16 protein-coding genes are annotated in these 21,877 nt (G+C 62.0%); 8 read left to right on the top strand and 8 right to left on the bottom strand.

Features of this window, described 5'->3' with window-relative positions:
• The first annotated feature begins 80 nt into the window (after nucleotides 1–80).
• On the top strand, nucleotides 81–797 hold the full coding sequence (locus I6F35_RS20360; RefSeq protein ID WP_225119451.1) for an ABC transporter substrate-binding protein: 717 nt from the start codon (nucleotides 81–83) through the stop codon (nucleotides 795–797).
• 267 nt (nucleotides 798–1,064) lie between these two features.
• Entirely contained in the window at nucleotides 1,065–2,603 is a 1,539-nt protein-coding gene (locus I6F35_RS20355) for an MmgE/PrpD family protein (RefSeq protein WP_225119450.1), read from the top strand.
• Between the two features lie 288 nt (nucleotides 2,604–2,891).
• On the opposite strand, the gene I6F35_RS20350 is transcribed toward I6F35_RS20355, so the two are convergent.
• The 5 genes from I6F35_RS20350 to I6F35_RS20330 all read right to left on the bottom strand — a co-directional run bounded on the left by I6F35_RS20350 (nucleotide 2,892) and on the right by I6F35_RS20330 (nucleotide 9,509).
• Entirely contained in the window at nucleotides 2,892–3,677 is a 786-nt protein-coding gene (locus I6F35_RS20350; RefSeq protein ID WP_225119449.1) for a CarD family transcriptional regulator, read from the bottom strand.
• A gap of 398 nt (nucleotides 3,678–4,075) precedes the next feature.
• The gene (gene fdxA, locus I6F35_RS20345; protein WP_225119448.1) at nucleotides 4,076–4,414 is read right to left on the bottom strand and encodes a ferredoxin FdxA; all 339 of its coding nucleotides are present in this window, start codon (nucleotides 4,412–4,414) and stop codon (nucleotides 4,076–4,078) included.
• 135 nt (nucleotides 4,415–4,549) lie between these two features.
• On the bottom strand, nucleotides 4,550–4,819 hold the full coding sequence (locus tag I6F35_RS20340; protein WP_225119447.1) for an RNA-binding S4 domain-containing protein: 270 nt from the start codon (nucleotides 4,817–4,819) through the stop codon (nucleotides 4,550–4,552).
• A gap of 26 nt (nucleotides 4,820–4,845) precedes the next feature.
• A complete protein-coding gene (locus I6F35_RS20335; RefSeq protein ID WP_225119446.1) occupies nucleotides 4,846–8,289 on the bottom strand; it encodes a helicase-related protein in 3,444 nt (1,147 codons plus the stop codon).
• 398 nt (nucleotides 8,290–8,687) lie between these two features.
• A complete protein-coding gene (locus I6F35_RS20330) occupies nucleotides 8,688–9,509 on the bottom strand; it encodes a DUF3108 domain-containing protein (protein ID WP_225119445.1) in 822 nt (273 codons plus the stop codon).
• Between the two features lie 398 nt (nucleotides 9,510–9,907).
• On the opposite strand from I6F35_RS20330, the gene rpmB reads away from it, so the two are divergent.
• The 3 genes from rpmB (at nucleotide 9,908) to I6F35_RS20315 (ending at nucleotide 14,890) form a co-directional block, all read left to right on the top strand.
• Nucleotides 9,908–10,213 carry a 50S ribosomal protein L28 gene (gene rpmB, locus I6F35_RS20325; RefSeq protein ID WP_225119444.1) on the top strand — a complete coding sequence of 102 codons (306 nt, stop codon included), beginning with the start codon at nucleotides 9,908–9,910 and terminating at the stop codon, nucleotides 10,211–10,213.
• Nucleotides 10,214–10,513: 300 nt separating this feature from the next.
• The gene (locus I6F35_RS20320) at nucleotides 10,514–13,501 is read left to right on the top strand and encodes a TaqI-like C-terminal specificity domain-containing protein (protein WP_225119443.1); all 2,988 of its coding nucleotides are present in this window, start codon (nucleotides 10,514–10,516) and stop codon (nucleotides 13,499–13,501) included.
• A 105-nt stretch (nucleotides 13,502–13,606) separates the two neighbouring features.
• On the top strand, nucleotides 13,607–14,890 hold the full coding sequence (locus tag I6F35_RS20315) for a DUF2235 domain-containing protein (protein WP_225119442.1): 1,284 nt from the start codon (nucleotides 13,607–13,609) through the stop codon (nucleotides 14,888–14,890).
• A gap of 102 nt (nucleotides 14,891–14,992) precedes the next feature.
• Here the strand turns inward: I6F35_RS20315 and I6F35_RS20310 are convergent, their stop codons facing one another.
• Nucleotides 14,993–15,964, bottom strand: coding sequence for an AraC family transcriptional regulator (locus I6F35_RS20310; RefSeq protein ID WP_225119441.1), 972 nt, complete (start codon nucleotides 15,962–15,964; stop codon nucleotides 14,993–14,995).
• Nucleotides 15,965–16,423: 459 nt separating this feature from the next.
• On the opposite strand from I6F35_RS20310, the gene I6F35_RS20305 reads away from it, so the two are divergent.
• Both I6F35_RS20305 and I6F35_RS20300 read left to right on the top strand, forming a co-directional pair.
• Nucleotides 16,424–16,615, top strand: coding sequence for a hypothetical protein (locus tag I6F35_RS20305; protein WP_225119440.1), 192 nt, complete (start codon nucleotides 16,424–16,426; stop codon nucleotides 16,613–16,615).
• Between the two features lie 162 nt (nucleotides 16,616–16,777).
• Entirely contained in the window at nucleotides 16,778–18,052 is a 1,275-nt protein-coding gene (locus I6F35_RS20300; RefSeq protein WP_225119568.1) for an OpgC domain-containing protein, read from the top strand.
• 590 nt (nucleotides 18,053–18,642) lie between these two features.
• Here the strand turns inward: I6F35_RS20300 and I6F35_RS20295 are convergent.
• On the bottom strand, nucleotides 18,643–19,800 hold the full coding sequence (locus I6F35_RS20295) for an acyl-CoA dehydrogenase family protein (RefSeq protein WP_225119439.1): 1,158 nt from the start codon (nucleotides 19,798–19,800) through the stop codon (nucleotides 18,643–18,645).
• A gap of 272 nt (nucleotides 19,801–20,072) precedes the next feature.
• Here I6F35_RS20295 and I6F35_RS20290 point away from each other — a divergent pair, with 272 nt between their 5' ends.
• Complete coding sequence (locus I6F35_RS20290) at nucleotides 20,073–20,726, top strand: helix-turn-helix domain-containing protein (protein ID WP_225119567.1); 654 nt, start codon at nucleotides 20,073–20,075, stop codon at nucleotides 20,724–20,726.
• A 2-nt stretch (nucleotides 20,727–20,728) separates the two neighbouring features.
• Here I6F35_RS20290 and I6F35_RS20285 read toward each other — a convergent pair whose 3' ends face one another.
• Entirely contained in the window at nucleotides 20,729–21,691 is a 963-nt protein-coding gene (locus tag I6F35_RS20285) for an alpha/beta hydrolase (protein WP_225119438.1), read from the bottom strand.
• Nucleotides 21,692–21,877 lie beyond the last annotated feature (186 nt).

Genomic DNA, 21,877 nt, shown 5'->3' with positions numbered 1-21,877 from the left:
GCTCGCCAAATTGCACTCCCCCTGTCGGCGTTCTCTAGGATAGCCTCAACTGTCGAAAGCAATCAGCCCGGGGCAGAGCCGTGTCGACCTTGAGGGTGGGGGCAGCGCTTCCGGATCCGCCATTCGAGTTCTCGACGAAGGATGGCCCGGCCGGATTCGACATCGCGCTGATGCAGCGCATCGCCGGGATGCTTGGCCGCGGATGGGAGCTCGTCCCGTACACGGGCTCCGATTTCAACGGCATCTTCGCCGGTCTGGATGACGGCAGCTACGACTGCGTCGCCTCCGGCACCACCATCACGCCCGGACGGGAGGAGATTGCCGATTTCTGCACGCCCTACGCAATCTCGGGCCAGTCGCTCGTTGTCGATGTCCTCAGCAATCCGAACGTGCGCGGCATCACCGATCTCAAAGGTCTGGTCGTCGGGGTGCAGCAAGGCAATACCAGCCAGCCCGTCGCCGAAAAACTGGTCGCCGACAATCGCGCTGCGCGGGTGCGGGTCTATGCCTATCACGAAATCGAAAAGGCACTCGATGATCTCTCGAGCGGAGGCTGCGACGCCTTCATGAAACTTGCGCCCGTGACGGCCTGGTTCGTGCGCGATCGGCCGAGGCTTGCGGTGGTCGAGACCGGCATCACCGTGGAGCGCCTTGGCATCTGCGTCCGCAAGGGAGACGTCGTGCTGCGCCATGCGATTGACCGGGCGCAAGCCGCGCTTGCAGCCGACGGCACGTTGACCGCGCTGATCAAACAGTGGCTCGGAGCCGGAGCCATGCCGCCATCATCCGACGCATAGAGCTCAACAAGAGAGCTTCGATTCTGATTCGACCGGAACGGAATCTGCTCCAAAGCGTGAGTGGTCGATGGCTGCGCCGAAACAATGGCGTATCAGGTCTGTTCGGAACGCGGTAGCGGCCCCTTCGGCGTCGAAGTAGACTCGAGGCAAGAGGCACTCGCGCCATTTGCGTCCAATCACATGGTACGACATTCGAGTTCGTCGGCGAAGATCGCGATCCGCGTTTGCCGCGGAACGGGCGTCGATGAAGGTACAGGAGACATTCATATGCACACTGATCGCAGGACCTTAATCCAGGCGGCGGTCACACTTCCGCTTTCAGCGGTCGCTGCCAGCCCGGCCTTCGCACAGGCATCGACCACGGCGTCCGCAGCCACACCGGTCAAGGACGTCACCCGTGAACTCGCGCACTATCTCGTTACAGCGAGCTATGACGACCTGCCGGCCAGCGTGCGCAAGGAAGGTGTCCGAACGCTGCTCAACTGGGTCGGCGTCGCGATCGGCGGATCACATCACGAGACGGTCGATATCGCAGTAAGTGCGCTCTCGCCGTTCTCGGGCCCGCAACAGGCTTCGCTGTTCGGGCGGCGTGAACGCTTCGATATCATGAACGCGGCATTCATCAATGGCGTGTCGAGCCATATCTTCGATTACGACGATACGCATCTGAAGACGATCATCCACCCCGCGGGCCCCGTGGCATCGGCGATCCTTGCGCTTTCGGAGATGCAGCCGGTTTCTGGCAAGGAGTTCTTGAACGCCCTGGTGCTTGGTGTTGAGACCGAGTGCCGGATCGGAAACTCCGTTTATCCGAACCATTATGACGTCGGCTGGCACATTACCGGTACGGCCGGCGTGTTCGGCGCGGCGGCTGCCGTCGGCAAGTTGCTGAAGCTGAACGAGCAGCAGATGACCTGGGCACTCGGCCTCGCGGCGTCGCAACCGGTCGGTCTTCGGGAATCGTTCGGCTCGATGAACAAGAGCTTTAACCCGGGGCGGGCTGCCTCCAACGGAATCTTCGCAGCCATGCTGGCCTCAAAGAATTTTACCTCGTCCGAGGCGATGATCGAGGCCAAGCGCGGCTGGGCCAACACGATCAGCACCAAGCAGGACTATAACGAGATCCTCGGCGACCTCGGCAAGCGGTATGAGGCCGCGCTGAACACGTACAAGCCATTCGCTTGCGGAATCGTGATGCATCCGGCCATCGACGCCGCGATCCAGCTTCGCAACGAGAACAAGCTGACCGCCGACCAGATCGAACGTATCGAGCTGAAGGTCCATCCGCTCGTCCTGGAACTCACGGGCAAGAAGACGCCGCAACAAGGGCTCGAAGGCAAGTTCAGCATCTACCATGCGGTCGCCGTCGCGATCGTCGAAGGCGCGGGCGGCGAGAAGCAGTTCAGCGATCGCGCGGTCGCCGATCCGACCGTTGTCTCGTTGCGCAGCAAGGTGATGCCGGTTGTCACGCCCGGCATCAAACCGGAGCAGGTGGACATGACGATCGTTCTCAGAGATGGGCGTCAGCTGCACCGCCACATCGAACATGCGATCGGCAGCGTCGAGGTGCCAATGACCGACAAGCAGCTCGAGGCGAAATTCTCCGACCTCGCGGACGGGATCATCCCCGCAGCCACGATCCGGCGGGTCATGGATGCCTGCTGGAATGTCGAGAGCCTGCCGAGCGCGGCGGACATCGCGAAAATGTCTGTCTCAGCCCGACGGTGCAGGATGATTCAAGAACTGTGCTCCAGCTCGGGCGCGACCGATGAGCCCGCGCGCACCGTTTCTCAGAGCATGAGATGAGATCAGGTCCCACTGCATCCACGATGGAAGTGCACTCCCTCTCCCGCTTGCGGGAGAGGGCTGGGGTGAGGGTGCTTCCGCGATGGGACTTTCCGTGGGAAAAGAGCCCTCACCCGGCGCTACGCGTCGACCTCCTGCAAGCTTGCGGGAGAGGTCAAACGAACCGGCCCGCCGCTTCAACCAAATAACCATCGCGCTCTGGTGTTACGACGCCCGCCTTAACCCGCAGCACCCAAACAAAAAGCCCGGCCGTCCGGCCGGGCTTTTCGCTGAAATCTTGCGAGCTGCTTACGCCGCCTCGTCCGCGACGGTGGTGTCGTCGCTGTCGCCGTCGAGATCGTCGGCATCGCCCTCACCGTCGGCCTCGTCAGCGCCGGCTTCGGACTTGGCCGCGCCGCGGCGCGGGCTCTTGGCGAGCTGGCTCTCGATTTCCTTGACCGCTTCGGTCTCGGTCGAGTGCTGCACCACCGCGATCTCGCGCGACAGGCGGTCGAGCGCCGCCTCATAGAGCTGGCGTTCGGAGTAGGACTGTTCGGGCTGCGATTCCGAACGATAGAGGTCGCGCACCACTTCCGCGATCGCAACGATATCGCCTGAATTGATCTTGGCTTCGTATTCCTGCGCCCGGCGCGACCACATGGTGCGCTTGACGCGGGCACGGCCCTTAAGGGTTTCCAGCGCCTTCTTGACCAGCGCCGGCTCCGACAGCTTGCGCATGCCGACATTGGCGACCTTCGCGGTGGGCACGCGAAGCGTCATCTTGTCCTTCATGAAGCTGATGACGAACAGTTCCAGCTTGGCGCCCGCGATCTCCTGCTCCTCGATCGCGAGGATCTGGCCGACACCATGGGCCGGATAGACCACGAACTCGTTGGCCTTGAACCCCTGGCGCTGGGTCACGACCTTCTTCGGCTCCTCGACGCGCGGGGCAGCGGCAACCGGCTTCGCCGCCGGCTTGACGGCAGCCTTCGGCGCAGGCGCCGCAGCCTTCGGAGCGGTCTTGGCGGCGACTTTCGGAGCAACGGTCTTCGGAGCTGTCGCTTTCGCGGCAGTTTTGGCGGTCTTTTCTGGCATCACGCTTCTTTTCTTGGAGGACTTTGTAGCCGCGACCTTGCGGGCTGCCTTTACGGACGCCCCGGCACGACCTTTGGTTGCGCTGCGGGCAACTGCAGCGGCTTTTTTGGTGGTCTTAGAAGCACTCTTTTTACGCGTTTTCTGTGACACAGCCTGCGCGCGGAACTGCCACGCCCCTGTTCGATGTTTTGCTAAAACCAACGGGGCCAAGCATCGGGATGGCCGGGTTCGGCTCTGACAATGTGCCCAATATAGCACATTTTCCGCAAAAATCAATGATTTAGGGCCGAATCCCGCCGCCTCCAGGGACTACCGGTCATAACTCTGTCATTAGGGTTAAACGATGGCTCGATTCCTCGTGCTAGACGGCTTCGATCCGGCAAGGAACAGCGCGCGAATCAGTCGCCGGTTCCAGCATTTGGAGAGAAATATTTCTCGAACTTGCCCTCCTGGCCGTCAAACTCCTTGGCGTCCGGCGGCGAGTCCTTCTTCTGGGTGATGTTGGGCCAGCTCCTGGCGTATTCGCTGTTGACCTCGAGCCACTTCTCCAGGCCCGGCTCGGTATCCGGCTTGATCGCATCGGCCGGGCATTCCGGTTCGCAGACGCCGCAATCGATGCATTCCTCGGGATGGATGACCAGCATGTTCTCGCCCTCGTAGAAGCAATCGACGGGGCAGACCTCGACGCAGTCAGTATATTTGCATTTGATGCAGTTTTCAGTGACGACGTAAGTCATCCAAGACTCCGAAACGGATTCATTCTTTGAGGGGTTACGTTTCTACCGTGGCGTAGCGCAGGAAAACCGCTGCCGCAAGATAAGCCAGCCATTCGGCGCCGTGTTTTCGGGCAACTGATTGCCAACCGCAGATAATCACTCCGCGCGGTTCTGCAAATCCTCATACAGCACGCGGGCGGCGGTGGCGTCGCCCCGTCGCTCGGAGAAGCCGACCACCTTCAACACGCGGACGCTGCGATCGAGCGCGATGGTCAGCACATCGCCCGGCTTGACCGCGTGCCCTGGCGCGCTTTCGCGCACGCCGTTGATGCGGACATGGCCGGCCTCGACCAGCGCGGCGGCGCTGGTGCGCGCCTTCACCACCCGCGCATGCCACAGCCATTTATCGAGACGCTGGCGCTCCAATCGGCCTCATGCCCGTGTGTCGCGGCTCAGTCCTTGCGGTTGCCGGCCAGTTGTTCCTTCAGCGCGGCGAGCTTTGCGAATGGCGAATTCGGATCGATCGCGCGCTCGCGCTCGCGCGGGGCCGAGGTCGCGTATTGGCGGAGCGCCGGCCCGCTCTCGCGGCCCTTGTCGCGGCCGCCTTTGTCGCGGAAGTCGCGGCCGCCGCGGTCACCACGGTCGCGGTCCTTGCGCTCGCCGGAGAATTTATCGCGCCGCCGCTCGTTGTCGCGGTCGCGGCCCTTGCCTTCGAAGCGCTCGCGGCGACCGCCCTTGTCCTCGCGCGGGGCGCCGTTGCCGGCGGCCGCGGCTTCCGCGGGAGGCGCATCCTCGCGGGGCTTGCGGAATTCGTGATGGCGGCGGCCACGGCGCTGCTGGTCGCGCGGCGCGCCCTCAGCCCCTTCGCCCGCTGCTGCCGCCGGCGCGCCGTCGCGCGGCTGGTGACGGTGGCGATTGCGGTCGTGGCGCGGACGGCGCTCCTCGGAGCGGCCGCCGGGGCGCCAGACTTCGACCAGTTGCGGCTCGGCCGGCGCCTCCGCCGCCGCTGCGGCTGGCGTTTCCGGTGCAACGGGAGCGACACCGGCGGCGGCCGCCGTCAGTTCGTCGGCAGCGACGGATTCAACCGGCGGCTCTGCAGCCTGCTCGGCCGCGGGAGTTTCAGGTGCGGCGGCTTCGGCCTCGACTTCGGCGACGGGCTCGGCCTGCGGCTCGGTCGCCTCAGGTTCAGGCTGCGCTTCAGCGGCCGGCGCTTCAACAACCGGCTCTTCCACCGCAGCCGCCGGTTCCTCGCTCGGCGCCGGCGCCAGCGTGACTTCGGGCAACAGCGCCGCGGATGGTCCCTGTTCGCTGGCGACGGGCAGCTCGGCGGCTAGCTCTTCCGCCGGCGTCTCGGCCGCAGCCTCGGCGCTGGCTTCCACCGGCGGCGTCTCGGCGGACACCGTCTCGACCACCTCCACCGGCTTCGGCGGCGGCGCCGGGCGGCGCTCCATGCGATAGCCGAGCGCACGCAGGATCGACGCAAAATCCTCGCCGGCCGAGCCGGTGAGCGAGGTCATCGCCTGCGTCACCACGAAGCCGCGGCCGTCGAACGCGCCCGCGGGCTTCTCGCCGGCTGAGCCCTCGCGCCAGGCCAACGCGGGGCGGATCAGGTCCGCCAATCGCTCCAGGATATCGACGCGCACCGCGCGCTCGCCGCACTGCTTGTAGCCGAGCACGCGATAGGCATCGCGCGGCAACGCCTTGTCGATCGGGAACGAGGTGCGCCCGCTCGAGGCCAGATGCTGCACATTCGACAGCGTGGCGAGATCGACATTGTCCTGCTTGTCGGCCCAGAGCAGCGAGGCCAGCGCCCGCGCCGCCGGCTTCAGGAGCTGCGGGAAATAGATGTGATAGGCGCCGAAGCGGACGCCATATTTGCGCAGCGTCGCGCGCGAGGGCTGGTCGAGATCCTTCATCTCGGCTGCGATCTTCGCCCGCTCCAGCACGCCGAGCGCTTCCACCAACTGGAACGCAATGCCGCGCGCGATCCCCTGCAGATCCTCCGCCTTCGACAGGTCGAACAGCGGCCCTAGCAATTTCGTAATATGCGTCTTGAGCCAGAGATCGAGCCGGTTCTGCACCGCCTCGCGCGGCGCGCCGGTCAGCCGCTCGTCGGAGATGATGCGAAGGCGCGGATGCAGCGCGTCGTCGGCCGCGACGAGTTTCGCCACCGCATCGCCGGTCCAGCGGATGGTGCCGTCGGAGGTCAGCACGAAGGTATCGTCAGGCGCGGCGGACAGTTTCTCCGCCCGCTGGTCGATCTCGCGCGCCAGCACCTGCTGCGCCGCGGCCTGCAGCGCCTTGGCGTCTGAGCCCGCTTCCGCCGCATCGGGCGCAAAGGTGAAACCATCGAGCCGGCCGATCACGTGCCCCTCGACGATGACTTCGCCGGTCTTGCCGATTTCAGTGTTCAAAACAGAGTTCTCCCGCAGGCGGCGCATCAATACACTGGTACGCCGATCAACGAAACGCTCCGTGAGCCGTTCATGCAGCGCATCGGATAATTTATTTTCGAGCTCGCGCGTGATCCCCTGCCAATGTTCGGGATCGGACAGCCAGTCCGGCCGGTTGGCCACGAAGGTCCAGGTGCGCACCTGCGCGATCCGGCCCGACAGCGTGTCGATGTCGCCGTCGACGCGGTCGGCCTGGTCGACCTGCGCGGCGAACCATGCATCGGGAATACGCCCCTTTTGCATCAGGAAGCCGTACACCGTGGTCACGAGTTCGGCATGCGCGGCCGGCGACAGCTTTCGGTAATCGGGTATCTGGCAGGTGTCCCATAGCCGCTCGACGGCGGCTGCGCCATGCGCCCTATCGCGCACCTCGGCATCGCGCGCGGCATGATCGAGCACGCGCATGTCCTCGGCGATCGGCGCCCGCGTCAGCACCTCGTGCGACGGCGGCAGCGCGAGTGACACCTGCAGGCTGCCGAGCGAGGAGAAATCCAGCTTCGAGTTGCGCCATTGCAGCATTTTCACGCTGTCGAAGGTGTGGTTCTGCAGCGCGTTCACCAGTTCCGGCTCGAACGGCGCGCAGCGCCCCGTGGTGCCGAAGGTGCCGTTCCGCGTCGCACGCCCCGCGCGGCCTGCGATCTGCGCAAACTCGGCCGGCGTCAGGCGGCGGAACTGATAGCCATCGTATTTGCGGTCGGACGCGAAGGCGACGTGATCGACGTCGAGATTCAATCCCATGCCGACGGCGTCGGTGGCGACGAGATAATCGACGTCGCCGTTCTGGAACATCGCCACCTGCGCATTGCGTGTGCGCGGCGACAGCGAGCCGAGCACGACAGCCGCGCCGCCATGCTGGCGACGGATCAGTTCGGCGATCGCATAGACCTCATCCGCTGAGAACGCGACGATCGCGGTGCGCCGCGGCTGTCGCGTGATCTTGCGGTCGCCGGCGAATTCGAGGGTCGAGAGCCGCGGCCGCGTGATGATGGAGGCGCCCGGCAGCAGCCGCTCGATGATGGGGCGCATCGTCGCAGCCCCGAGCAAGAGCGTCTCGTCGCGCCCGCGCCGATTGAGCATGCGGTCGGTGAAGACATGCCCGCGCTCCAGATCGGCCGCGATCTGGATCTCGTCGACCGCAAGGAACGAGACGTCGAGATCGCGCGGCATCGCCTCCACGGTCGAGACCCAGAACCGCGGCGACTTCGGCTTGATCTTCTCCTCGCCGGTGATCAGCGCGACGCTCTCGCTCCCGGCGCGATCGGCGATCTTGTTGTAGACCTCGCGCGCCAAAAGCCGCAGCGGCAGCCCGATCAGCCCGGACGAATGCCCAAGCATCCGCTCGATCGCCAGATGCGTCTTGCCGGTATTGGTCGGCCCGAGCACGGCGGTGACGCCGGCGCCGGGCGCCCGCTCATGGGCGAAGGGAGGAGAGGAAAGAGCCATGATTCCAGATGCTTTTTTTAGGCGTTTCTTGAGCCGCTCGCGGCGCGATATCTAGGGATATTGTCTCACAATGCGACGGCCCTCCCACTGCTGCTTAAGCTTCGGAACGAGTTGAGAACGAATCGCGGCCGAATCGCTGACTCCACCGCCGTTCTCCTCCGTTCACCGCAATATCTCGCGGAGGCGTTTCGGTTCCAGCACTAGATCGGGTTTGAGGATGGTCACGGCGCGGGCAAATTCCTTAAAATCTCTGAGGGTGCGGAGTCGAATCAGAAGTAGGAAAGAGTCAACAGGATTCCTGCTTCTCCGTCATTCCGGGGCGATGCGCAGCATCGAACCCGGAATCTCGAGATTCCGGGTTCTCGCTAACGCGAGCCCCGGAATGACAGTGTGCATGGCTACTGCGTCTTCGCCACCCGCGGCGGCGTGGCCGACGTCACGAACGACGTCGCCTCCAGCATGGCGAGCCCGAATGGCGTCGGGATCTTGACGCGGAACGGGATCATCACGCGCGTGCCCGCGACCGGCACGAAGGCGATCTCCATGTTGCGCGCTTCCGCCAGGTACTTGATCACGGGCCGATCGGGGATATAGCCCGCGATCGGCGTGAAATAGATCGCGCAGACCAGCGCCGGCCCCTGATAGCCCCGCTCCGCCTTGACCATCTCGATGCGCTTGAAATCGAGCTTCAGGTCGTAGCGCAGCCGGCCGTCGAAAATGCCCGCGCTGGTGCGGCAGCTATCCGGGCTCATCAATTCGCCGGTGCCGGGCACGCGCAACAGCGAGCCGGTCATCGGATCGAACACGTTCTTCTTGTGGGCCTCGGTGACCGGTATGCGGTTGGGATCGACCGGCGGCTCCGGCTCGATGGTGCTTTCCTTGATGCTGCCGCCGCCGAGCACCATCCGGATGACCTCGGACTTCTTCGAGCTCATATAGTTGACGGTATAGCCCGAGGCGACCAGCGCGCCGTTGACCACGCGCCCCTGCGACCCGCCGACCCCGTTGGCGCCGGCAAACGCCTTCAAGAGCCCAGCGGTGCCGCCCTGCGCGGTGGCGGAAAACGTGTCATCGCCGATTTCGACGGCCCAGCTTCCCTTACCGACCGCGATTCCGGCCAGCGAGGCCTCATACTGTGCCTCCAGCCGTCCCTGCGCGAGCGCGCCCTCCGGCCACATCATGAAGAGCGCGCCGGCGCACAACAGCCAGGATTCCCTCATTGAGGGTAGAAAACCGCTGAAAATGCTCACAAACTTAACGATCCTGTCGTCGGCGCCGAAAGATCATGTAGGAAGCAATGACCGGCAGGCAACGCGGGCGAATACGGAACCAGTTAACGGGCCTGAATACGCCCTTTATATGGTGGGTTAAAGCACCGAACGGCCTTGTGAACGCGCAGCTTTCGGGCCCTGTAGCCTTTTACCGTTGCGCCGGGAAAGACGCGTCAAATTGGAAGTTTCGGAGCCCCGGAACGAAGCCCGAAAAAGCTATAAAACCTTGACGCTTTGCACCTCACCCCCTATACGTCCGCGGTTCCTGGAAAATGGACGTAAGGTTTAGACCCCCGCCGCGCGCGGCGCGCGCTGCTACTTAGCGGGGATGGAAGAGGATTTGAACAATGTCCCGGCGCTGTGAACTGACGGCCAAGGGCCCGCAAGTGGGCCACAAGGTCAGCCACTCGAACATCAAGACCAAGCGGCGTTTCCTGCCGAACCTCTGCAACATCACCTTCCAGTCGGAAGCGCTCGGCCGCAACATCCGCCTGCGCGTCTCCTCGAACGCGGTGAAGAGCGTCGACCACAACGGCGGCCTCGACGCCTTCCTGCTGAAGGCGAACGCGGCACACCTCTCGCCGAGGGCGCTGGATCTGAAGCGCCAGATCGAGAAGAAGCGGACGGCGGCCGCGGAGAAGAAGGCGAGCTGAGCGTTCGCTGTATCAGAGTAGCGGTTTCGCGAGTTTGAACGGCCGGGTCGAAAGACCCGGCCGTTTTTGTTTTCCAACTAAACTTTACTCGTGCCGTTCGCTAAACGAGACATTGGACGCGACGCCTGAATCGGATTGCTACTTGAGGCTGCATTGTGCTGTATGAAGCAATCTCCTGCAGTTCCAGCTGAGCCCCGGCTTCTGTTGGAGCTGAAAAAGCGTCCATATCTGTTTTGCGGTATGACACCCTTTATCCAGTTCAGTTGATCTTGGAGCATCGATGTCCTTTCGCTAGATTCCATGAATCCTCCTTCGTTGCCCGCTTGTGGCTTGCCGCGCGCAGCAACTAACAATTCGTCAAAGGTTGAGATGTCCGTCCCGTCCGCAATTCTCGAACTCGTAGAGCGCTTCGAACACAACAAAGAAGCCTACTTAGCATCGCGCTACAATGAGGCTCAGCTACGTCGTGAGTTTATTGATCCAATGTTTCGTCAACTCGGTTGGGACATTGAGAACACGAGTGGATATGCGGAAGCCTACAAAGACGTTGTTCATGAAGACTCTCTTAAGATAGGCGACACCTCCAAGGCTCCCGATTACGCTTTTCGCATCGGCGGAACTCGCAAGTTTTTTCTGGAAGCGAAGAAGCCCTCAAAAAACATCACGGAGGATGCAGATTCAGCGTACCAACTTCGTCGATACGCGTGGAGCGCGAAGTTACCGATATCCATTCTAACTAATTTTAGAACGCTCGCAGTATATGATTGTCGGATCAAGCCAGAAAAATCAGACAAAGCGAGCACTGCCAGAATCTTGCACATTCAATACGACGAGTACGCCGACAGCTGGGATGACCTTTCTGCAACGTTTTCACGCGAAGCGATCTTAAAAGGCGCATTCGACAAATATGCATCGGACTCCTCGAAGAAGAGAGGAACGACGGAGGTTGATGATGCATTTCTCGAAGACATTGAAAAGTGGAGAGAGGCACTCTCGCGTAACATTCATCTGCGAAATTCGACCCTCGATACGCGCGACTTGAATGCAGCAGTCCAAAGAACTATCGACCGAATTATCTTCCTTAGGATTGCTGAGGACCGCGGCATGGAGCCGTACGGTAGGTTACGGCTTTTGAAAGAAGGCAAGAATCTTTATTCAAGACTCTGCGAGTATTTTAGACAAGCTGACGATCGCTACAATTCGGGATTATTTCACTTCAGGAAGGGTGACGGGGCGCAGGAAACGCTCGACACATTTTCGCTCGACCTGAAGATTGATGATATCACGATCAAACGCATCATCCAGAGCCTTTACTACCCCGATAGCCCCTACGAGTTCTCCGTCTTACCTGCCGACATACTTGGTCAGATTTACGAACGATTTCTCGGAAAGACGATCAAGATCGAACGAAACAGAATTACGATTGATGAGAAGCCTGAAGTAAAGAGGGCCGGAGGCGTGTATTACACGCCAACATACATCGTACGCTATATCGTGCTCAAAACGCTGGCGGCGCTCCTGAAGAACAGGACGCCTTCCGAAGCATCCGGGCAGGATCGCCGACGCCGCGATTCGAGTCCCTTAAGAATCTTAGATCCTGCTTGCGGGTCTGGATCGTTTCTGATCGAAGCTTATCAGTATCTCTTGGATTGGTATCGTGAGAGGTACGTCGAAGACGGACCTCACAAGCATTCAAGAGGAAAGAATGCTAAATTGCATGTCTCTCCAACCGGCGATTGGGCGCTCACCATCGAGGAAAAGAAGCGAATACTCTTAGATCATATCTTCGGTGTCGACATCGACCCGCAAGCCGTCGAGGTTACCAAACTTTCTCTCTTGCTTAAGGTGCTGGAAGGAGAAAGCGGCGATGGACTCGCACGACAAATGGACTTCTTTCGCTCCCGTCCGTTACCTGATCTCGGCGCCAACATTCGGTGTGGCAATTCATTGATTGCACCCGACTTCTATTCTGACGCAAACCTCGATTTCTTCGGCGCAGAAGAGCAGTATCGAATTAATGCATTCTCGTGGGCGGAGAATTTCCCATTTCTAAAGGAGGGAAAAGGTTTTGACGTAGTTCTCGGCAATCCGCCTTACATATTCGCTCGCGAGCTAATGCTCCCGCATGAGAAAGAGTACTACCACGAGTACTTCAAACACTCGTGGGATAAGCAAAACACGTTCATGTTGTTCATGGAGAAGATACTCAGCCTTGTTAGACCGGATGGCAGGGCTAGCTTCATCGTCCCAAATTCGTGGCTCACTATCGAGAGCGCAAAGTTCTTGCGGGAGCTATACATCCCGCGACTACTGACCGTCGTGGATATGAATTTTTCGGCGTTTCGTCGGGTGTCTATGGAGCCATCTATCTTTGTCGCCCAGGGTAAACCTCATACAGGCCGCATCGAAACTCAGCGGATCGCCAAGTCCAGCGAACTAACGTTGACCGCGAAATCGTTCTCAGACGCGAAGATGTGGGTCAAACACGACGGACGCATACACATAGATAGCGACTCTCGCCAGACAGTCCTGCTGTCCGGCATTCAAGCGTCATCTAGATGCATCGGTGACGTGTTCGACGTCAGAACAGGTCTTCAGGCCTACGAGAGAGGTAAAGGAACTCCCCCTCAAACTGCAGAAGACGTGGCGAACCACGTCTTTGATCGGGACCGGCGAGAGAATGAAGACTCATATCGATATCTGCAGGGCGGCGATGTCAACAGATACAATATCTGTTGGTCCGGAATGTGGATGCAGTACGGCCCGTGGCTATCACAGCCTCGCGAAATACAGATTTTCACCAGACCTCGAATTCTCATTCGGGAAATAACAGGAAGGCTGCCTCACTGCATTCGTGCAGCACTAGCAACAGATGAATTTCTGAACAACAAGAGCGTTCTCAACGTTCTACATCACGAGAACGATTTGGACCAACTTAAGTGCCTGCTGGGCGTGCTCAACAGCACTCCATTTTCAATTTATTACAAGGCGCGAGCGGTCAAGGGAGCGCGCACTCTATTTCCAAAGCTAGTGATCAATAACCTCCGTGAACTGCCATATCCGAGGTCGATTGGATCAAGAGATCGAGTAACACTGGTGGGACTAGTTGATCGAATGGCCGCCCTGCAAATGGACCTACGTCGTGCCAAGTCTGAACACCAACGCGAGGTAACAAATCGACTGATCTCCGAAATTGATCGCCGAATAGACGTCCTTGTCGCACAGTTGTTCAAAGTTGAAGAGGCGAACGTACCCACTCCAAGTGAAACCGTTGAGGTGCGCGCTTAGGTGCAGTAGCGTGTTGTAGGGGCGAAACAGGCGAATATCCGAAGCGGCATCACCCTACGCCTTTACTTCTGCTATACTCGCTCAGGTAGCAGGGGAGGATTCGCCATGCGGAACATCGTGATTTGCTGCGATGGGACCGGGAACGAGATCAACGAGAACATCTCCAACGTCCTGAAGCTCTATCGCTGCCTGCGCAAGACCGAGAAGACGCAGCCGCGGCAGTTCGTCTATTACGATCCGGGCGTCGGCACGCTGGCGCGGCCGGATCCGTGGCAGAAGCTGAAGCAGGAAATCACTGCGATCCTGGGGCTCACCACCGGCTATGGGCTCGATGACAACGTGCTCGCGGCCTATGAATTCCTGGTTCATCATTACCAGGACGGCGATGCGATCTACCTGTTCGGCTATTCCCGCGGCGCCTATACCGTGCGGGTGCTGGCCGGGCTGATCCACAAGATCGGGCTGATCTCGCCGGAGCAGGTCAACCTCGCCGGCAGCGGGCTCACCGCCTACAAGCAGTTCTCCGATGACGGCAGGGGCGGCGCGGACGCGACCCTGCGGGCGCTGCCGCCGCCGAGCGACGAGTTCGGGCCATTGCCGACCGACCGCTTCGACAACGCGGCGCAATTCGCTCGCATCCTCTCGGTGCGCTGGCCGACCATCCGCTTCGTCGGCGTCTGGGACACGGTCGCCAGCGTGTTCGTGCCGCGGCCGGACCGGTTCTATTGGCCGAGCCTGGAAGAGCTCGCCTTCACGCTGCGCAACCCGAGCATCCGCACCTTCCGCCAGGCGATCTCGATCGACGAGCGGCGCTGCATGTTCCGCCTGAAGACGTATGACGAGCCGCAGCTCTTCTTCAGCAACCGCTTCATCCCCGATGAGAAGGCCGAAGCCCAGGACATTCTGCAGGTGTGGTTCGCCGGCGCGCATGGCGACATCGGGGGCAGCTATCCGGAAGCGCAAAGCGCGTTGTCGAAATATCCGCTGCTCTGGATGCTGGACGAGGCCTGCAAATCCGGGCTGACGGTGAACATGCAGATGGTGAAGCAGCTCGCCTGGGGCGTCAAACGCAAGGGCAGCCCGTTCACTTACGTGAAGCCTGATGTGGCGGGCGAGCTGCACGACCGGATCACATGGGGCTGGCGCCTGATGGAATATCTGCCGAAGAAGGCCACCTACAAGGAATGGCCGGAGCGCAAATCGTATCTCGGCTTCTACATCCCCAACGCCGAGCCGCGGCTGATTCCGGAGGATGCCGTGATCCACGAGTCGGTGCTGAAGCGGATGGAGGCGGTGAAGGATTATCGGCCGATCAACGTGCCGAAGCAGTACAAGACCTTCCCGATGCCGGAAGCGCCGACCGAGCAGGCTCCGCCGGAAGCGGCGTGAGGTGTGGTGCCGTCATCGCGAAGGACGACAGCGACGAGCACCTACGACGACCCATGCTGCGCGGCGCTCGCCGCACGCGCGGATCGGGGCCACGCGCCCCCATCACCCCTTCCGCGCACTGCGCACGCGGCGTGGCGAATCGCCGAAGCGGGCCCGGAACAACCGGTTGAAATGCGAGATGTCCGAAAAGCCGACTTCCAGTGCAATGTCGCAAATTCGCCGCGCGCCGTCGTTTGGCTCGTTCAGCAGTATGAACGCCCTTTGCAGCCGCAGTTCATTCACGCACTCCGTGAACGACGTTCCGGATGACGCCATCAGCCGCTGCAGGTAACGGGGCGAGATGCGCTGCTGATCGGCGACGACCTCCAGGGTGAGCTCCGGATCCTGGAAGTGCGCGGCGATGTGGTCGAGAGCGACGCTGTGCCGCGCAGCCACAACTGCGCTCGCGTTGCTCTCACCCAACGGAGCGCGCTCGCTGATTGCAAGCGCCGCCAGATCCTGGATGTGACTGACGACCGCTTCACGGAGCTTGGGGGACGCCAGCGTGCGCTCCTTCAATGCCGACCTCACATAAGTCATGAGAAGTCGGAGCGCTTCGCTCCGGTGTGAAATCGGCTGCATGGCGAGGTCGTCGACATCGGTCACGCGCGATGCAAGCGCGGGGCGCGGCACGGCCAGACCAAATTGCCATCCTCCCAGATAGCTGACAGTGACGGGCTCCGAATGCAGAATAGCGATTGCATTGCCGCCTCGAAGCTCGATCTCCTGGCCGCGCTGCGACAGCTCACTCCTGCCGGGAGAGCTGATGATGAGCCCGATCGAATCATCGCCATCGACAATATTGGTTTGCGACCGCTCGAAGCGCATCGCCGAACCCTTCAGAGCGATCGTGCGCAACCCCTGAAGCGCGTGCAGTGTCGCTTCGGCACGAAACGGAACGTCCGACAAAGGCTCTATATCGGCGTGAACTATGGCTCTCGCAAAGTTCTCGCGCCATAGCTGCATGCGCATCCGCTCGGGGAGCTCGCGCGTTGAGAATCGATACGATTCGAAATTGGCTGCGCCGGTCGACATGACGACTCTCCCAGCGTTGATAAAATATCCGGACAAAGTGCTCCAACAAACAAGCGCCGGCATTATAGTTTGCTATTCGCGCACCGACCTTCGTTTACGCGGTGCGCAGAAGTCCAAGAAACGGCAGTGTCCGCCTGCTAGTCTCACTCACCCGTGAGCGATGCTGATGTGAGTTGGCTCACTTAGCGGCCAGAAAATTAGGTTCATAATATTATTGCGAAAGTCGACGCAAAATCTCCTTTAAGGAGAGATAGCCGTGACAGCTCTATTTCTCGTTGCCGCCATCACGTCCATTTTCGGGAATCGCTGGCGCCTGCAGGCGCGGGTGCCGTTTTACTACGTTGTTCGCGATTGATCGAACTCAACGATCCGCGGCGCACCTCTGCCGGCACAAATCATTTTCGGCCGCGGGCGAAATGCGTGGAATGTCGACGGTAATGATCAAGCGAGGATTCGATCATGTCCATCATATTAGACCTGCTTTACCGCGAATATTGCCGCGCCCGCCTCGCCGAAATGCGGCAACAGCTTCTGATTACGGTTGCGAGCGACGAAGTGCGGGAAGCGAATTGCGACGCCGGCGATCCGGCCGGCTCTGGTGATCGCGGTGGCGGCAACCGCCTCGCAGAGAAAGAAGCAATCGTCCAATAGCCGGGCCTCGTAACCGCATCGGTCAAGGTCGGTGACCCGCCCGGCGCCCGCACACTCCTGATGCATCGCCGCGACCTGACATGCAAAGGCGTTTCAGCGACCGCGGTCTCGTCGAGCTCAGTTCGACGGAGAGCGCTCTCGCACGCCGCACAGGCTTACCAGATGCATGATCGAACTCACATCTCGAAGCGATTGATCGGCGAACCGCTGCCGGAACTCGAGGGGTTTGGTCGTGACCTGCGGATCGATGCCTGCCGTGGCATCGCGCTATGGTGCATCTTTCTTGACCATGTTCCCAGCAACATCGGAAGTTGGCTGACACTGCGGCACTACGGCTTCAGCGACGCCGCGGAAGTGTTCATGTTCATCTCGGGCGTGACCTGCGCGCTGGCCTACGGCAGGGCACGCCAGCGCGAGGGCTGGAGCGGCGTGCTCCGCCGTTCGCTGCGGCGAGGATGGGACATATATGCTGCATCTTTGCTGCTCACGCTCGCTTGCGTCATCATGGTTTACCTTGCAGGCCACGACCATCTTGCCGACGAGACCAATACGCGCATTCTGCTGGACGATCCGGGCGCGACGCTCGCGCACGCTGCGATCCTGCAATACCGTCCCGTCAACGCCGACATCTTGCCGGTTTTCGTCATCTATCACGTCTTGTTCGCACCGCTTCTGTGGCTGCTGTTGCGAGTCCCGAACGTGACCCTTGGCGCCTCGCTGTTGCTGTATGGGCTCGTGTACATGTTCGGCTGGACCGTTCCCGCCTGGCCGCACAATGTCTGGTTCTTCAATCCGCTGGCCTGGCAGCTTCTGCTTGTGTTTGGCGCCTGGTGGGTCATCGAGGGAAACAGATTCCGGCCGCGGGTGACCTCGCGCGCGGCGCTGGTCCTGGCCGTCGTCTATCTGGCCTTCAGCCTGATCATCACATTGAGCTTAAGCATCAAGCCGCTCGAGCCGCTGGTTCCGCGGACCCTGACGAATCTGCTGTTCCCGATGGACAAATCGAATCTCAGCCCCTTCCGACTGCTGCATTTCTTCGCTCTTGCGATCGTGGCTGCATGGTTCGTGCCTCGCGAGTGGCCAGGGCTGGCGACGCCGGTGATGCGCGGCGCGATACGCTGTGGCCAGAACTCGCTTCCAATCTATTGCCTCGGCGTTCTGCTGGCGTTCGCCAGTCACGTGGCGCTGCTCGACATTTCCGACGGGCTTGCGATGCAGATTGCGCTCAGCCTTGGTGGAATCATGGTGATGATCGTCGCCGCGGTGCTGCTGTCGATTGGCAGCAAGACCGGCACCATGTCATTGCGAGGAGCGACAGCGACGAACTGGAAGCAGCGCATGCGACAAATCAGCCCGACGGGCAAATCACCTGAAATCCTGTCCACCCCTCTCGCGAAAAATATTCCGCTTCCGTCGTCGGGCAAATCAGCATTATGACTCCGCGCGTCTCACCCAGGATGAGGGGCGGATCGCGATCGTCACGAACGTTGCGGTGGGATGCGGTGGACGCGGCTGTTGCGATCGACGAACGCAGCATCCGCGGACGGCGAAGTCGTGTGGTCCTGGCGCCCCGACGCTGGCGCTAAATCTTTTGCGCGGAGTTTTTCGCGCGAGAGGTGACGGTGGCAAGAAAGCCCGGTCACCGAGGAGAGCACGAAGTAAGCCGTAAAACCATCGCGCAGGGAATGCTGGAATGCTCCGGCTGTACCTGTGGTCCTACCCCCGTGCTTTTTGTTGCACGGGGCCCACGGGTGCGACCGGCACCCAGCATTCCCTGCGCCCTCTCGTTCTTCAAGAGGGTGAAACGGCAGCAAGCCTCGGGCGTTTCCCGCCGCGAGAACGAAGCTGCACATCCGCTCGGCTCTTTGACAACCAGAATGAAAATGTGGCGCCGCCATAGGCCGTCATCATCATGTGCCCGGCGAGCGAGGCGGCGATCCATTCAACGCCGGCGGCGGCGTAATGGAGTGCCTGCCTCGCAACGACGAGCGCGGCGCGACCGCGAGCAGTCTTCATCAACGCGGCGCTCAATACACCCGGTCGACCGGCAGGCCGAGCGCCATCGATCCCGCATATTGCGCCTGCGGGCCCGATTGCAGCGGGTGATACCGCGCCGCCTGGATGTCGCGGAAGCGCCGCTCCAATCCTGTCGCGCGATAGAAGCCGGCGCCGCCAGCGAGCTCCATCGCATATTCGACCGCTGCGATCGCATGCCGCGCCACGAGCTGGCGGCCCATCATCACCTGGTTGACGGTCGCAGCCGACGGCGCGTTGAGCCTGACAGCGGCCAGCATCCATTCGCGCGCGAGCCGCGCCGCCGCGAGCTCGGTGTCCATGCGGCCGGCGAGCTGGATCGCATACTGGTCCGGCGTCTTGCGCTTCGCGGTTGCGATCGCGATGTCGCGGGCGCTTTCGGCGACGCCAAGATAGACCGAGTAGATCAGCGGAAACGCCGTGGTCGCGATGATCTGGAACAGCGGATGCCATTCGCCGGCCTTGCGCCTCGCTGCCACCGCCGCCTCCGGCACCACATGACCCTCGATCGCGACATCGTTGGAGCCGGTGCCGCGCATGCCGAGCGCGCGCCAATTGTCGAGCACCTTCACGTGCGGCGAGGTCATCGGCACGCCGAAGTGCAAGACCGTCGCCGGCTCGCCTTCGCTCTCCAGCACCGCGCTCGTCATCATCAGGTCGCCCGCGGGCGAGCTCGACGAGAACACTTTGCGCGCGGTGATGCGATAGCCGCCGTCGACCTTCTCGGCGCGGCCGGAGCCGCCGATCCAGTCCGAGCCGCCGCTCGAGAGCAGGATGATGCGCTCACTCGCGATGCGCCGGAGCAGCGGCTCGACGGGAGCCGCCTTCTGCACCTTCCAGCGCCAGGCGGGAATTGCGACCTGGTGGGTGTGCATGGAGAAGGCGAGCGCGGTCGAGCCGCAATAATGCGCAAGCGTGCGCAGCATCTCGGCGAGCTCGTCGACATCGGCGCCGCCGCCGCCAAGCTCGGCCGGCACGCCGGCCTCGACCAGGCCTGCGGCTTTCAGGTCCGCGAAATTCTCGGCGACGAACTTGTCCTCGTTCGTCTCCTGCTCGGCGCGGCGCGCGAAGACCGGGCCAAGCTCCTCTGCGAGCTCGGCCGCGCTGCGCGATTTTGACGCATCGAGACTGTGTGCTGCGTTGCTGCTCATGACACTCTCCATCATTGAGAATATCCACCGTCGAGAGCCTAATTCCGCCGCAAAGAGCGCTCCAGTTCAGGAACTGTACTGCGACGCTGTGGCCATCGATCAGGGTCTCCACCGCGTCCGGAACGCTTACGTTTTCTGCCGCGGCTTCGGGCCTCACACCGGGTCACGCGCTATCACTTCTGTACTACCCCGGTCGGGGCCCGCATTTTTGGAGGAGCCGATTGCCTGACAGGACCGAACGCGGAAGCTATGGGCAGTTTTGCCCGGTCGCGATGGCAGCCGAGATCGTCTGCAATCGCTGGACCGTGCTGGTGCTGCGCGAACTGCTCTGCGGCACCACGCGCTTCAACGATCTGCGGCGCGGCGTGCCGCGGATGTCGCCGTCGCTGCTCTCGAAGCGGCTGAAGGAACTGGAGGTGGCCGGGCTGATCAGCGTGACGCCATCGGGCCAGCCGGGCGTGATGGACTATCGGCCGACGCAGGCCGGCGAGGATCTGCGCGAGGTGATCATGTCGCTCGGCTTCTGGGCCCAGCGCTGGGTCGAGTCCTCGCTGTCGCTGAAGAACCTCGATCCGTCGCTTTTGATGTGGGACATGCGGCGGAACCTGCGCCCCGAGCTGCTGCCGCCGCGCCGCTGCACCATCAACTTCATCTATCCGGAGCTGGCGGGCGACCGCAAATCCTGGTGGCTCGTGATCGACGGCGAAACCGTCGATCTCTGCCTGACCGATCCCGGCTATGACGTCGATCTTTACGTCACGAGCCCGCTGCGGACGATGACCGCAGTGTGGATGGGCATCGCGACGCTGGAGCGCGAGGTGGCCAGCGGCGACATCGAGCTCACCGGCGACAAGACGATCGCCCGCTCGATGCAGCAATGGCTGGGCCTCAGCCCGTTCGCGAAAGGCGTGCGCGCGGTCGGCTGATACTACACGCCCTTGTCGAGCAGCGCCTTGAAATCGGCCCGCGCCCGCTGCGCCTCGGTCCGCGCGGTGTCGGAGGCATCGCCAAGGCCGAAATAGCCGTGGATCAGGCCCTGCCCGTCATGGTGCCAGGTCGGCACCCCGGCTCCGCGCAGCGCATTGGCATAGGCCACGCCCTCATCGCGCAGCGGATCGAACCAGGCGGTGGTGACGACGGCGGGCGCAACGCCCTTGAGGTTCTTCGCGCGCAGCGGCGAGACCCGCCAGTCGGCGCCGTGGCCGCGGTCTTCGAGATAATGCCCGCAGAACCACTCCATAACGGCGCGGGACAGGAAGTATCCTTCCGCATTCTCATCCCGCGACGGGAACCGCGCGTTCTCGCTGCCGTCTGCGAAATTTCCGACAACGTCGGTGACCGGATAGACCAAGAGTTGCCCGGCGAGCCTGATCCCGGCATCGCGGCAGGCCAGCGCGCTGGTGGCAGCGAGATTGCCGCCGGCGCTGTCACCGGCGACGCCGACGCGGGCCACATCGCCGCCGAATTCCCTGATGCGGCCGACCACGTCGCGCACCGCGGCAAAGGCATCCTCGAACGCGCCGGGAAAGCGCGTCTCCGGCGGGCGGCGATAGTCGACCGAGACGACCACCGCGCCGGTTTCGATGGCGAGATTGCGCGCCTGCCGGTCATGGGTCTCCAGATCGCCCGCGACCCAGCCGCCGCCGTGGAAGAACACCACCGTCGGCGCGGTCCCGCTGCCGTTGCGATAGACCCGTGCCGGCCGCGGCCCGGCGCCGCCGGCGACGTTGATGTCCTTCACGTGCTCGACCAGCGGCGGCGGGATCGCGGCACGCGCGGCGGCGAGATCGCGCAGTTGCTGCCGCGCGCTCTGCGGGGTCATGGTCTTGGGATCGCGCAGCGGCAGCAGCGGGATGATCTTCTCGATCGCGGGATCAAGCGGGAGAGGCATCGAGTTCCTCCGACGTTCCGGATTGTTTGTTGATTATCGCCGAATCGTAGCCCGGATGAAGCGAAGAGACTGGGCAAGAATAGTTTTGAGCGTCCGGCTAGGCTGGCGCGCTCAATTCCGGACAGATCCTAGCTTTTGGGCAGAAGATCAGGGTGTGGAAGCCGGCTATGGCCGCTGACGCAATGT

The organism is Bradyrhizobium sp. BRP22 (genome assembly GCF_020194175.1).
Classification (GTDB): Bacteria; Pseudomonadota; Alphaproteobacteria; order Rhizobiales; family Xanthobacteraceae; genus Bradyrhizobium.
This window is presented reverse-complemented; position numbering and strand designations above follow the sequence as displayed.